The sequence below is a fragment of the Streptomyces sp. NPDC005483 genome (assembly GCF_040606035.1).
GTDB lineage: Bacteria > Actinomycetota > Actinomycetes > Streptomycetales > Streptomycetaceae > Streptomyces.
Genome location: NZ_JBEXEA010000005.1, coordinates 1 through 13104, shown reverse-complemented (window position 1 = coordinate 13104; position 13104 = coordinate 1). Strand labels below are relative to the sequence as shown.

At 69.1% G+C, this 13104-nt stretch carries 10 protein-coding genes, 3 tRNA genes and 2 pseudogenes; 9 read left to right on the top strand and 6 right to left on the bottom strand.

The features are described 5' to 3' along the window. Nucleotides 1–18 precede the first annotated feature (18 nt). Nucleotides 19–1308 (top strand): RNA polymerase sigma factor, encoded by a 1290-nt coding sequence (locus tag ABZT06_RS11380; RefSeq protein WP_355738341.1) that lies wholly within the window; start codon nucleotides 19–21, stop codon nucleotides 1306–1308. A gap of 32 nt (nucleotides 1309–1340) precedes the next feature. Here ABZT06_RS11380 and ABZT06_RS11375 read toward each other — a convergent pair whose 3' ends face one another. The 4 genes from ABZT06_RS11375 to ABZT06_RS11360 all read right to left on the bottom strand — a co-directional run bounded on the left by ABZT06_RS11375 (nucleotide 1341) and on the right by ABZT06_RS11360 (nucleotide 7021). Further along, nucleotides 1341–3269, bottom strand: coding sequence for an ABC transporter ATP-binding protein (locus tag ABZT06_RS11375; RefSeq protein WP_355738338.1), 1929 nt, complete (start codon nucleotides 3267–3269; stop codon nucleotides 1341–1343). Continuing rightward, entirely contained in the window at nucleotides 3269–5002 is a 1734-nt protein-coding gene (locus tag ABZT06_RS11370; protein WP_355738336.1) for an ABC transporter ATP-binding protein, read from the bottom strand. The genes ABZT06_RS11375 and ABZT06_RS11370 overlap by 1 nt, the downstream gene beginning before the upstream one ends. Nucleotides 5003–5171: 169 nt before the next feature. Then, nucleotides 5172–6608: an FGGY family carbohydrate kinase gene (locus tag ABZT06_RS11365; protein WP_355738334.1), complete on the bottom strand. Its 1437-nt coding sequence runs from the start codon at nucleotides 6606–6608 to the stop codon at nucleotides 5172–5174. Between the two features lie 107 nt (nucleotides 6609–6715). After that, complete coding sequence (locus ABZT06_RS11360) at nucleotides 6716–7021, bottom strand: YtxH domain-containing protein (RefSeq protein ID WP_355738332.1); 306 nt, start codon at nucleotides 7019–7021, stop codon at nucleotides 6716–6718. Between the two features lie 205 nt (nucleotides 7022–7226). On the opposite strand from ABZT06_RS11360, the gene ABZT06_RS11355 reads away from it, so the two are divergent. The 3 genes from ABZT06_RS11355 (at nucleotide 7227) to ABZT06_RS11345 (ending at nucleotide 7623) form a co-directional block, all read left to right on the top strand. Further along, nucleotides 7227–7299: transfer RNA gene (locus ABZT06_RS11355), tRNA-Asn, on the top strand. A gap of 6 nt (nucleotides 7300–7305) precedes the next feature. Then, a tRNA-Asn gene (locus ABZT06_RS11350) sits at nucleotides 7306–7378 on the top strand. 168 nt (nucleotides 7379–7546) lie between these two features. Further along, nucleotides 7547–7623: transfer RNA gene (locus ABZT06_RS11345), tRNA-Ile, on the top strand. Nucleotides 7624–8022: 399 nt separating this feature from the next. Here the strand turns inward: ABZT06_RS11345 and ABZT06_RS11340 are convergent. After that, a pseudogene (locus ABZT06_RS11340) lies at nucleotides 8023–8241 on the bottom strand (ATP-binding protein); the annotation flags it as partial. A gap of 60 nt (nucleotides 8242–8301) precedes the next feature. On the opposite strand from ABZT06_RS11340, the gene ABZT06_RS11335 reads away from it, so the two are divergent. The 5 genes and pseudogenes from ABZT06_RS11335 to ABZT06_RS11315 form a co-directional block, all read left to right on the top strand. After that, nucleotides 8302–9048, top strand: a complete 747-nt coding sequence (locus ABZT06_RS11335; protein WP_355738329.1) for a hypothetical protein — start codon at nucleotides 8302–8304, stop codon at nucleotides 9046–9048. After that, nucleotides 9045–9383: a transcriptional regulator gene (locus ABZT06_RS11330; protein ID WP_355738326.1), complete on the top strand. Its 339-nt coding sequence runs from the start codon at nucleotides 9045–9047 to the stop codon at nucleotides 9381–9383. Before ABZT06_RS11335 ends, ABZT06_RS11330 begins: the two co-directional genes overlap by 4 nt. Nucleotides 9384–9501: 118 nt before the next feature. Next, nucleotides 9502–10692: an acetylhydrolase gene (locus ABZT06_RS11325; RefSeq protein WP_355738324.1), complete on the top strand. Its 1191-nt coding sequence runs from the start codon at nucleotides 9502–9504 to the stop codon at nucleotides 10690–10692. Nucleotides 10693–11277: 585 nt separating this feature from the next. Then, complete coding sequence (locus tag ABZT06_RS11320; RefSeq protein WP_355738321.1) at nucleotides 11278–11517, top strand: hypothetical protein; 240 nt, start codon at nucleotides 11278–11280, stop codon at nucleotides 11515–11517. A 246-nt stretch (nucleotides 11518–11763) separates the two neighbouring features. After that, a pseudogene (locus ABZT06_RS11315) lies at nucleotides 11764–12095 on the top strand (ABC transporter substrate-binding protein); the annotation flags it as partial. 312 nt (nucleotides 12096–12407) lie between these two features. On the opposite strand, the gene ABZT06_RS11310 reads toward ABZT06_RS11315, so the two are convergent. Next, entirely contained in the window at nucleotides 12408–12689 is a 282-nt protein-coding gene (locus tag ABZT06_RS11310) for a hypothetical protein (protein WP_355738318.1), read from the bottom strand. Between the last annotated feature and the right edge of the window lie 415 nt (nucleotides 12690–13104).

Sequence of the window (13104 nt, the reverse complement as noted above, 5' to 3'; positions counted from 1 at the left end):
ACTCCACACTGGGTTCCGGTGCCTGAGTCCTCGGAGCGCGGCCGATCCGTCCCCAGCGGGTCCCAGACCCCCGCGGTTCCGCTCATCGCGTACGGGACGGACAGCGGCGAGGCCGCCGACTCCGCCCCCGAAGTACCGCTGCCGCCCTCCTTGGCAGCGATCATCCTGGAGGTCGCCCCCGTGCAGACCCAGACCCTCGCACAGACCGAGAACAGTACCGACGACACGACAGCGCAGGACGCCGAGGCCGACGTTCTCGTCGCGGTGCCCCCGCAGAACCGTGTCGCGCACCACCCCGAGGCGGAGCCGGACGCCCCGCCCGCGGAAGCCCTCGAGAACGTGGAGACCGAGCCGGCCGAACCGCCGGAGCCGCCCCGTGGCCGCGTCGACACCGGCGGCCCGTCCTCGGACCTGTTCCGCCAGTACCTGCGGGAGATCGGCCGTATCCCGCTGCTCACCGCGGCCGAGGAGGTCGACCTCGCCCGCCGGGTCGAGGCCGGCCTGTTCGCCGAGGAGAAACTGAGCAACACCCCGGATCTGGACAGCCAGCTGGCGCTCGACCTGGACCGCCTGGTCGTGCTGGGCCGCATGGCCAAGCGCCGCCTCATCGAGGCGAACCTGCGGCTCGTCGTGTCCGTCGCGAAACGGTACGTCGGCCGCGGCCTGACCATGCTCGACCTGGTGCAGGAAGGAAATCTGGGCCTGATCCGGGCAGTCGAGAAGTTCGACTACGCCCGCGGCTACAAGTTCTCGACCTATGCCACCTGGTGGATCCGCCAGGCCATGTCCCGGGCCCTCGCCGACCAGGCCCGCACGATCCGGGTCCCGGTCCACGTCGTCGAGCTGATCAACCGGGTCGTCCGTGTCCAGCGCCGCATGCTCCAGGAGCGCGGCTACGAACCCACCCCGGAAGAGGTCGCGGCCCACCTCGACCTCGCCCCGGAACGCGTCAGCGAGGTCCTGCGCCTGGCCCAGGAACCGGTGTCCCTGCACGCCCCGGTGGGCGAGGAGGACGACGTCGCCCTCGGCGACCTCATCGAGGACGGCGACGCGGCCTCACCGGTCGAGTCGGCGGCGTTCCTGCTCCTCAGGCAGCACCTGGAAGCGGTGCTGTCGACGTTGGGTGAGCGCGAGCGCAAGGTCGTGCAGCTGCGGTACGGGCTCGCCGACGGCCGGGCGCGCACGCTGGAGGAGATCGGGCGGATCTTCGGGGTGACCCGGGAGCGGATACGCCAGATCGAGTCGAAGACCCTCAACAAGCTGCGGGATCACGCCTTCGCGGATCAGCTGCGGGGTTACCTGGACTGAGAAGGGGCCGTTTCCCGACGGCCCCTTCCGAGCTAGTCCACCTCGGCCACAGCCTGCGCGAACTGTGCCTTGTACAGGCGTGCGTACGCCCCGTTCGCCTCCAACAGGTCCGTGTGCGTGCCCTGTTCGACGATCGAGCCGTCCTCCATGACGAGGATGGTGTCCGCGTCGCGGATCGTCGAGAGGCGGTGGGCGATGACGAACGACGTGCGCCCGTGCGCCAGTTTGGCCATCGCCTTCTGAATCAGGACCTCGGTGCGGGTGTCCACCGAGGACGTCGCCTCGTCGAGGACCAGGATCACCGGGTCCGACAGGAACGCCCGGGCGATGGTGATGAGCTGCTTCTCGCCCGCGCTGACCCCGCTGCCCTCGTCGTCGATCACGGTGTCGTAGCCGTCGGGCAGGGTCCGGATGAACCGGTCCGCGTGGGCTGCCCGTGCCGCCTCCTCGATCTCGCCCCGGGTGACCTCGCGCGAGGCGCCGTACGCGATGTTCTCCGCGATCGTGCCGCCGAACAGCCAGGTGTCCTGGAGGACCATGCCGATCCCGGCACGCAGGTCGTCCCGGGACATCGTGGCGATGTCCACGCCGTCGAGGGTGATCCGGCCGCCCGAGACGTCGTAGAACCTCATGAGGAGGTTGACCAGGGTGGTCTTTCCGGCTCCCGTCGGGCCGACGATCGCGACCGTGTGTCCGGGCTCGACCTTCAGCGAGAGGTCGTCGATGAGCGGCTTCTCGGGGTCGTAGCGGAAGGAGACGTGCTCCAGGGCGACCCGCCCGCGCAGTTCCTCCGGCCTCACGCTCGGTACCGGGTCCGCCTCCTGCTCCTCGGCGTCCAGGAGTTCGAAGATCCGCTCGGCCGAGGCGACACCCGACTGCACGAGGTTCGCCATCGACGCGACCTGCGTCAGCGGCATCGAGAACTGCCGGGAGTACTGGATGAAGGCCTGCACGTCACCGATCGACAGCGAGCCGGTCGCCACCCGCAGGCCGCCCACGACCGCCACCAGCACGTAGTTGATGTTCGAGACGAACATCATCAGCGGCTGCATGACCCCGCTGTTGAACTGTGCCTTGAACCCGGCCTCGTACAGCGCCTCGTTCTGCTCCGCGAACTGCGCGGCCGACTCGTCCTGACGGCCGAACACCTTCACCAGGGTGTGCCCGGTGTACATCTCCTCGATGTGGGCGTTGAGTTTGCCGGTGGTGCGCCACTGCTGCACGAAGTGCGGCTGCGAGCGCTTGCCCACGCGTGTGGCGACGACGAACGACAGCGGCACGGTGACCAGCGCGACCAGGGCCAGCAGCCAGGACACCCAGAACATCATCGCGAGCACACCGATGATGGTGAGCAGCGAGTTGATCAGCTGTCCCATCGACTGCTGGAGGGTCTGGCCGATGTTGTCGATGTCGTTCGTCGCGCGGGACAGGACCTCGCCGCGCTGGCGCTTGTCGAAGTACGACAGCGGCAGCCGCGACATCTTCGTCTGCACGTCCTCGCGCATCCGGAACATCGTGCGGTTGACGGTCCGGTTCACCAGCCGGGTCGCCACCGCCATCAGCAGCCCGGCGATCAGGAACACCCCGACCGCGAACAGCAGGACATGTCCCACGGCGGTGAAGTCGATGCCCTCGCCGGGCGTGAAGTCGGTGCTGCGGAGCATGTCGGCGACCTGACCCTCGCCGCGCTCCCGCATCCGGGCGAGGACCTCCTCCTTGCTCGCACCGGCGGGCATCTGCCGTCCGACGATGCCCGCGAAGACCAGGTCGGTGGCCTGACCGAGGATCTTCGGCCCGACCACGTTGAGACCCACGCTCACCACGACACAGGCCAGCATCGCGTAGAGGGTGAGCCGCTCCGGCTTGAACTGGGCGAGCAGCCGCCTGCCGGACACCTTGAAGTCGATCGATCGGGTCTCGGGACCGCCGCCCGCCATCATGCGCCCCATGGGCCCGGCCATCAGGCAGCCTCCGCTTCCGTGAGCTGGGAGAGCACGATCTCCCGGTAGGTCTCGTTGTCCGCCATCAGTTCGTGGTGCGTGCCGGTGCCGACGACCCGGCCCTCGTCGAGGACGACGATCCGGTCGGCGTCACGGATGGTGGCCACCCGCTGGGCGACGATCACGACGGTCGCCTCCGAGGTCTCCTCGGCGAGCGCCGCGCGCAGGGCCGCGTCGGTCGCGTAGTCGAGGGCGGAGAAGGAGTCGTCGAAGAGGTAGATCTCCGGCCGCTGCACGAGGGTGCGCGCGATGGCGAGCCGCTGCCGCTGGCCACCGGAGACGTTGGTGCCGCCCTGTGCGATGGGGGAGTCCAGGCCGTTCTCCAGCCCCTCGACGAACCCCTTGGCCTGAGCCACTTCCAGCGCGTGCCACAGCTCCTCGTCCGTGGCGTCGGGATTGCCGTAGCGAAGGTTCGTGGCGACCGTGCCCGCGAAGAGGTACGGCTTCTGCGGCACCAGTCCGACGGTCCTGGCCAGCAGCTTCGGATCGATGGTCGACACCTCGGTGCCGTCGACGAGCACCTCGCCGTCGGTCGCGTCGAACAGCCGGGGGACGAGCCCGAGCAGGGTGGACTTGCCGCTGCCGGTCGAGCCGATCACGGCGGTCACCTCGCCGGGCCGGGCCACCAGGTCGATCGCCCTGAGCACCGGCTCCTCGGCCCCCGGATAGCGGAAGCCGGCGCCCCGGATCTCCAGATGTCCGTGCCGCCGCAGTTCGACGACGGGTGCCACCGGCGGAACCACGCTGGAGGAGGTGTCGAGAACCTCCTGGATGCGCTCGGCGCACACCTCCGCGCGCGGCACCATCATGAACATGAAGGTGGCCATCATCACGGACATGACGATCTGCATCAGATAGGCGAGGAACGCGGTCAGGTCACCGATCTGCATTCCGCCGCTGTCGATGCGATGGGCGCCGAACCACACCACGGCGATCGACGACAGGTTCACCGTCGTCATCACGACCGGGAACATCAGCGCGAGCAGGTTGCCGGTCTTGAGGGACATCTCCGTCAGGTCGGTGTTCGCCTTCCGGAAGCGGTCCTCCTCGTACTGGTCCCGCACGAACGCCCGGATGACCCGGTTGCCGGTGATCTGCTCGCGCAGCACCCGGTTCACGGTGTCGAGCCGCACCTGCATGGCCCGGAACAGCGGCCGCAGCCGCCGTACGATCAACGTCACGCAGATGCCCAGCGTCGGCACCACGGCCACCAGCACCGCGGACAGCGGCACGTCCAGGCCGAGCGCCAGCACGATGCCGCCCACGCACATGATGGGCGCCGACACCAGCAGGGTGAACGTCATCAGGGCCAGCATCTGGACCTGCTGCACGTCGTTGGTCGTACGGGTGATCAACGTGGGCGCGCCGAACTGGCCCACCTCGCGCGCCGAGAACGACTGCACCCGGTCGAAGACCGACGCCCGCAGGTCCCGGCCGAGCGCGGCGGCGGTGCGGGCGCCGTAGAACACGGCCCCGATGTTGCACACCACCTGCGCCAGCGAGATGCCGATCATCAGAGCGCCGAAGCTCAGGATGTAGCCGGTGTCTCCGTTCACGACACCGTTGTCGATGATGTCCGCGTTCAGCGTGGGCAGGTAGAGGGTGGCGCAGGTCTGGAGGAACTGCAGCAGCACCAGGATGGTGATGGGTTTCTTGTAGGGCCTGAGATAGGTCCGCAGAAGTCGTATGAGCACGCTACGTCTCTCGGAGTCGGCGACGGGGCGAGTGGTTGCCCCTGGCCCCTATCGTCGGACACTCCACCCGTGTTACCTCAACCGATTAAGCCGACAGCAGTGCCTCGTACGGCTTTGCTGGTATGCGCGGGCCCGCACTCCTACCGGACTCTTACCTTCCGCGGCTTGCCTACCGGAACGCTCCCGGGTAGGTCTGCTCCCGCACCGACACGTACTGCTGCCGCACCGCCTGTCCCACCGCCAGCTCCTCGCCCGGCTCCAGGACCTGCGCGGCCGGCCCCTGCCACATCGGCGGGGTACGCGGGTCCAGCGTGCCCTGCGACACCCCGAGCGCCCAGGCCGCCTGCCGGGCGGCACCGATCGCCGCGTAGTCCGCCGGCTGCGGCACGACGACCTGCGCACCGAACAGCGCGGGCGCGGCGGCCTGTACGGCGGACAGCTCGGCGGCGGCCCCCAGCAGGAACACCCGCCGCACCTCGACCCCCCGGCCGCGCAGCACGTCGAGCGCGTCCGCGAGCCCGCACAGCATGCCCTCGAACGCGGCCCGCGCCAGGTGCTCCGGCTTCATCGACTCCCGCCTGAGCCCGGTCAGCGTCCCCGCGGTGTGCGGCAGGTTCGGCGTCCGCTCACCTTCCAGATAGGGCAGCAGTACGAGGCCGTGGGCGCCCGGCGTCGACTTCATCGCCAGGTCGGACAGGCTCTCCAGATCGCCGAGCCCAAGCATCTCGGCGGCCCCGCGCAGGGTCCGTACGGCGTTCAGGGTGGTGACGACGGGCAGGTGCATGCCGGTCGCGTCGGCCAGGGAGGTGATCATCCCGGTGTTGTCGACGAGCGCCTCGGGGTGCACGGCCATCACGGACCCGGACGCGCCCAGCGAGACGACGGCGTCCCCGAGCCCGATCCCGAGGCCGAAGGCGGCGGCCATGGTCTCCCCGGTCCCGGCGGAGATCAGCAGCCCCTCCGGGGTCGTACCGGCCGCGTCCGAAGGGCCGATCACCTCGGGCAGCATCGCCGGGTGGCCGAGGGCGAGCTCCACGAGGTCGGAGCGGTAGGCGCCGGCGGCGGCGGACCAGTAGCCGGTGCTGGAGGCGCCACCGCGGTCGGTGGTCCGTCTCACCGGACGGCCGAGCAGCTGCCACACCAGCCAGTCGTGCGCCTGGAGGAGAACGGCGGTGCGCAGGGCGGCGTCGGGTTCGGTCTTGTTCAGCCAGCGCAGCTTGGTGACGGGCTGGGCGGCCTGCGGCACACACCCCACCGCCTGGGCCCACGCCTCGCGTCCGCCGAGCGCGTCGACGAGGTCGGCCGCGGCGACCTGCGCGCGCTTGTCGCCGCCGACCATGGCGGGGCGCACGGTGTTGCCCTGGGCGTCGAGGGGCACGACGGCGTTCTGCTGGGACGACACGCCGATGGCCTGCACGCCCTCGAGGAGACCGCCGCCGGCGGCTTCACCGAGGGAGAGGAGCCAGGCCTGGGGGTCGACGTCGGACGGCCGGCCCTCGACCGGGTGCGGCGCGTACCCCTGTTTGAGCACGGCGCCCGTGTCCGCGTCGCAGACGACGATGCGAGTGAATTCGGGCGAGCTGTCCAACCCGGCGACTATCCCCATGGCGCAAATTCTATGGGCGTAGCGTCGCAATGGTGCGCGCGGTCGCACGGGCGCGGGACCGGCATCGCCGGTCCCGCGCCCGTGGGGTGGGTTGCGTCACCGCGGATTCAAGTGGAGCTCGTGCCCCAGTCGTCCTGCGCGGTGCCGTTCGTGTTGCGGTCCTTGAGCGAGCGCACCCGCTGGGTCACGGACTCGGGCACCCGGTCGCCCACCTTGTCGCTGACCACGTGGTACGCCTTGCCGGCGAACTGGCGGCCCTGCTGGGCGGCGGTCTCCGCGGTGTTGCGGACGGCGGGGTTCTGGGCGACCTGGCGGGCGGATTTCTTCAACTGCTCGTAGCGCTCGCGCCCGGCACGGGTGCCCAGCACGTACCCCAGAGTCAGTCCGACCACGAACGTGAGCTTGTAGCGCATGGCGGCCACCCTTCCTTGCGTAGGTATCCGGTGCGACGTCGGTGTCGGTATCGGTGTCGGCAGCGGTCTCGGTATCGGTGTCGGTCTCGGTGTCCGGGGAACCGATTGGCGGAGCACCCCCCTGCTTGCGCTAATGTATGTGTCGCAGCGAGCGCCCGCCCCCTGGCGAATACCCAGGGAGCTAGGTTCGATGCAAACGAGGCGATCCTCCGTAGCTCAATTGGCAGAGCAGCCGGCTGTTAACCGGCAGGTTACTGGTTCGAGTCCAGTCGGGGGAGCTTCGATCTTCCGTAGCTCAATTGGCAGAGCAGCCGGCTGTTAACCGGCAGGTTACTGGTTCGAGTCCAGTCGGGAGAGCAGGAGGAAGAGGGACCCCGATGGGGTCCTTTTTCATGTCGACCGCAACCGTGCAGGTCACAGCGGAGTCCTCACGGGCATGCGAAGTCGCCCCTGCGAAGCAGGAGATCGTATGAGCGGCTATGCTGCGGCAGACGGCGCGCACGCATGTACGCGACACGCCGCTATGGGGCGGTAGCTCAGCCGGTTAGAGCAGCGGACTCATAATCCGTCGGCCGTGGGTTCGAGTCCCACCCGCCCCACCACCGCAGGGCGAAGCAAAGCCGTTCTGACCTGCATTAACTCTGTCGTCTCCGTTCGAGCGGGCAGCGCGCTGAGGCGCTCAAGATCACCTGCTCGCCCGCTGCTCGCTCGAAGCGCAAGATCGCCCCCGGTGGTCGGCGGACACGAAAAAGGCCCCGGTGACCGGGGCCTTCGTCGTTCCGGCTCCGGAGACAGCCTTGGACGAACTCAGCCTGCCCCTGCCAGCGGACGGGCACTGGTTAGTGCGGGCTGTCGCGAGAGCAAGCCGACGGGTTCGCGGATTCTCGAGGTGGAATCGCAGGGAACCGGAGGGAGACTTGGCGCGCGCTGGCGGAGTAGCCGACGGGTTCGGGACCAACGTCGGGAGAGCGTTCGTCCGGTCGGGTGTGGTCAGGTGGGCTGCCGACCGGGTCGTCGGCCAGCTCGATCGCCGCGGTGACGCGCCTGCCCGCCGGTTCGCGGTGGACACAGAAGGTCTGGCATACGGCCAAGACGATCTCCAAGCCGTGCTGCCCGACGCGGCCGGGATCCATCGCCCCGATCGCGGGCAGGGTGCTGCTGCTGTCCCACACGCTCACCTCGACGGCGCCCTCGTTGGCCTCCAGGGTCAGCAGACAGGGGTCGAAGCGACTGCACGGACGCTTCTTGCAATAACTAGTTTGTAATGCAAAGCTGACTGCGTGGCAGACGCATCGATGCCCTCGCAAGGCACGCCTCATGAAGTCCTCGCCGGCCTCGGTGACCTGACCCGGCGGGTCCGTGCCGCCCAGCGCGGCGCCTGGTTCCCCCTCCTGCTGTTCGGCGTGCTCACGCTGGGCGCAATCGTGGCGAGTCGTCTCACTTTCAGGATCGAATCCGTTCCCTGCCCCGCCGGCGACCCCACGGCAGGCACCGGATGCACTGCGGTCACGCAGGGCTCGCCGGTCTACTGGCCCGTCGGGCTAGCCCTGGCCTACGCCGCGACGGCGTTCTTCTACATCCGCCGCTCCCGCAACCGCGGCGTAGGAACCCCGGTCCGGCCCTACATCCTCACCGGGATCGTCCTCGGCGGCCTGGTGACCGCCACCACGCTCTGGGCCATCCGCCACGGGATGCCGAAGCCCGGCCAGCCGCTCGACCTCTGGGGCCTGCACCTCGACCCCGCCTCAAGGGCGGCGGTGCTCCTCCACCGTCTCATCGGGAACGCCACAACCATCGGGCTACCGCTGCTGGTGCTGTGCTGGGTGGAACGCAGCCGCGCCCTGCTGCTGCTCACCGCCGTGTACCTGGCCATCAATCTGGTGCCGCTCACCGACGGCTGGGCCGGGATCCCCTTCACCTCGCCCTGGTCATCCCTGCCCCACTACGGCGTCCAAGGCGTCCTCCTCCTGCTCGGCGCCCTCGGCTTCGGCCTGGCCGAGCTGCCCGCTAAGCGCGCCCGCTCATGAGCGAACAGACCGACCAGCACCCCGTCAACGGCCTGGACGACGTTGTCCACCAGCGCGTCCGCCTCGGCATTCTCACCGTCGCCCACCAGGCCCGCCGTGTGGAGTTCGGCTTCCTGCGGACAACGCTCGGCCTCACCGCCGGAAACCTCAGCCAGCACCTGGCCACCCTGGAGAAGGCCGGACTGATCGACATCGAGAAGGGCTACGAGGGCAAACGCGCCCGCACCTGGCTCTCCCTCACCCCCGCAGGCGCCCAGGCTCTCCGCGACGAAGTCATCCAACTCAAGCGGCTCATCCAACAGATCGAACAGGGCAGCTCAGACCCACAGCCCTAGCCGACATCGCCCGGGGCTCCTCCGTGCGCCGCCACCGGCTCGCGCTGGTCGCGGCGCACGCGTGCAGCATGCCCAACACCATCCAAGAGACTGGGGAAGACCTGTGACCACGACATCGGTGACCACCCGAACGGACATGACGCGCCGTCGCATACTCGCGGCAGCGCTCATCACCGGCCTCGGGGCTACCGTGCCGCTCGGCGCCGCATCCCGCGCGTGGGCGGCTCCTACCGCCTCCGACCCGGCACGACTCACCCTGCCTGCGCCCACCGGACCGTACCCGGTGGGCACGGTGCCACTCCACCTCATCGACACCTCACGTCCGGACCCCGCGGCCGGTCCAGGGCACCACCGCGAGCTGATGGCCGGCGTCTGGTACCCCGCTTGCAAGACGGAGAACCTGCCGCGGGCTCCCTGGATGACGGACGGCGCACTGCGGGCGTTCCTGACGGACGTCGGCTTCCCCCTCGACCCCGCCCTCGGCCCGCTCACCGCCGGGCACGTCGGCGCGCCCGTGCACCGTACGAGCCACCGTCTGCCCGTCATCGTGTACTCGCACGGCGCGGGCAGCCACCGCGGCGACCACACCACCATGGTCCAGGAACTCGCCAGCCACGGCTACGCCGTGGTCACCGTCGACCACACCTACGACACGTTCACCAAGTTCCCCGACGGCCGGGTGCTCATCCCAGCAGACTTCCCCCCGATGTTCCCGAGGGACTTCGCCGCGGACCTCCGGTTCCTGCTCGACTGCGTGGAGCAGCTCGCCGCCGGGCGCAGCCCCGACGTCGACGGCAAGACCCTGCCCCAGGGCCTGCTCGGTGCCCTCGACCCGCAGCGCATCGGCGCGTTCGGCTGGTCGAAGGGCGCCACCGCGACCGCGCTCACCATGCTCGCCGACCAGCGCGTGCGCGCCGGACTCAGCATCGACGGCCCGATGCAGCCGACCATCACCGCCGATCTGGACCGGCCGTTCATGATGATGACCGCCCACTTCACCCGGGCCGGTATGCCGGACGTCGCCAAGTTCTGGATGCATCTGCGCGGTTGGCGGCTGAACGTCCAGGCCGACGGGGCCGTCCACAAGTCGTACGGCGACGACGCGACGCTGATCCCGCAAGCGGGCAAGATCCTCGGCATGACCGACCAGCAGATCCAGGACATGATCGGCACCCTCGATCCGGCTCGGGCGGTACGGATCCAACAGGCCTACCCGCTCGCGTTCTTCGACCAGCACCTGCGGCGCCGCAGAGGGCACCTCCTCGACGGCCCGAGCCCGGCTTTCCCAGAGGTGAAGTTCATCCAGTGAAGCGTTGGACCGCGTGGTGCGCGGTCCAACCAGGGCCCGCCGGAAAACGCCGTACCCGCCCGGATGTGGCCTTCGCAAGGGCGGCCACCCGCGCGCGTAGCCCTTCCGTCGCGTGATCGGCGCTTCTACCGCTGGCCGTTGTCCTCCTCGTGGGTCGAGGGTTCGCGCAGCGGCCTGCGGCCGGCCTCCTGAGGGCGGAAGGACGCGTAGCGGCCGAGGAAGTTGCTGTGGTCGAAGTGGAGTGGTGAAAGGCGGGCAAGGCAAGGAGGTCGTCGGGCCGGGGACCGCCGATCAGGCTTGGGTGGGCTCTGGCCCGAATCGGTGTGGGTGGGCTGCTCTGACGTACTTGAGCGCTTCAGCCGGCCTGTGAGGCAGCCGTCTATTGAGCACGGCTTCCGGCAGGTGCACCGCCCCGGTACTGGGTGCGGGCAGACTACGTACATGCAGCTCCCCGCCGACGCCGTAGCCGCCGCTGTGTTGCTGGAGGTCGTAAGAATCTCCGAACTCCCGACAACGCGGAGCGCCCCGTGTCCCGGCAGGGCGGGCGCCCACTGGATAGGGAGCGAGGCAGCCGAAGCCCTGGCCTTGATCGAGAGTTTGCCCGCCAGCGAGCAGCACCGTTGCGGCTTCTCGCCGGGCTGGAGCGTCCGGGCGTACGCGGACACTCTCGACCTGGTGCTGTTCGAGGTGGCGTTCTGCTTCAGCTGCCATGAAGTCCGCATGCATGGAACCGCCGTGCCACCCGCACTGTCCACGCAGTTTTTCGACGCAGCCGCCCCGCAGGCGCACGCTCTCCTGGCCCTCCTTCGCGAGGCAGCCCCGTAGCTGGTCCGCCCCGGCCACAAGACCTGAAACGGTGACCCGCGAAGTCCGGGTCTAGCTGCTGAGATGCAACGGCATCAGCCAAGGGCCGCTCTGGGAACCCGTCGGAAACTCCACTTGTGAAGAGGTCCAGCAGTTCCCGGACGGGCACGATCTTCTTCAGGTTGGCGGTTCACCTCCGCTCGAGCGGAGGTGAACCGCTCTCCTCGCGGACCGCCTGCAGCAACTGGCCGTGCTGATGGCCAGCTGCCGGAGGCGACCGGTGACCTGTTCAGCAAGGCACGTTTCTTCGCCTGGCTGGCCAACCAGAAGACCTTGGACTTCCACGGCCAGTATGCCCACCACTTGGGATTCGAGGCCCCCTGGCTCCCGGCAGCCTCGGCGAGTCCTATTACGAGGGGGTGCTGCTGCTTGCCTCGGTCATTGAGCGGGCCCGCACGCTGGACGTCTCAGCTATTTCGGCCGCCGCCGAGACCGTCTCCTACGAAGGGCCCCACGGTCTGCTCCGCCTCCATGACCGGCATGTCCGCCAGTTCGTGTCACCCGCCCCACCTCAGCAGGATGGCGCAGAACAGTTTTGACCTGCATTCTGCTCCTCCGTCCGAGCGGGCAGCGCTGACGCGCCCGAGATCACCTGCTCGCCTGCTGCTCGCTCGAAGCGCAAGATCGCCCCCGGCGGTCGGCGGACAGGAAAAAGGCCCCGGTGACGGGGCCTTTGTCGTTTCGGGCTGCGTGCCGCTCAGGGCGCTTGTTGCTGTGGCGCTCGGTGCCGTTCCCGTTGCCCGGGTTGTCGATCTCGCGGGTCAGCGTTCGGGCCGGGCGTGGCGAGGTTCTGCCGTCGGGCTCCTGCGCGGCGGATCCCGAAAGGGCGGGCCACTCGAAGTTGGGCCCAGTCAGTTCAGCGTGGCGGTGACGTCGAGGGTGTCGATGTGCCAGCTGGCCGGCACCCGCCAGTCGTCCACGCAGAGCGTCCAGGTGTGCTCGGCCTCGCCGCCGGCTTGGATTGGCGCGGGTAGGCTGCGGGCCTGCGTGACCGTGTGCCAATTGGTGCCGAACAGATCGAGGATGTGCGTCCCGAAGGTGACCGTGCCGGACAGCGCCGGTGAGCCGCCGGTGTTGCGGAACTCCACGGTCACGTCCTCGCACCATCGCTTGTCCGTGTCAGCGAGGCCCACCTTCCCGACGCTGAGAGAAGCAGGCGTTATTTGCCCCGGATCGCTGGGGGCCGTCCCCGGATCGCTCGGGCTCGTCCCCGGCGAGGCCGGCCAGGAAGGCCCCGAAGGCTGGCTGGGATTCTGCGAAGGGCCCGGTTCTTCATCGCTGTTCCCAGGCGGCTCCGTCTCCCCACCTGCGGCAGGTTCCGGCAGTTCCCCCGCGCCGGAACTCACTACCTTGAAACTGATGATCTCGCTCGTCTTGGACGGGCCATTGTTCGTGCTCGCTGTGTCTTCATCTCCGGAGCTGGTTCCGGGCTTCGAGCCCGGGGTTTGGGAGACTGAAGCTTCCCCTTGATCGTGGACACCTGGAGACTGGAACCTGAGGTTCCAGAGGAAGTAGCACCAGGTGGGAAGCAAGTACACGAAGCGGTAC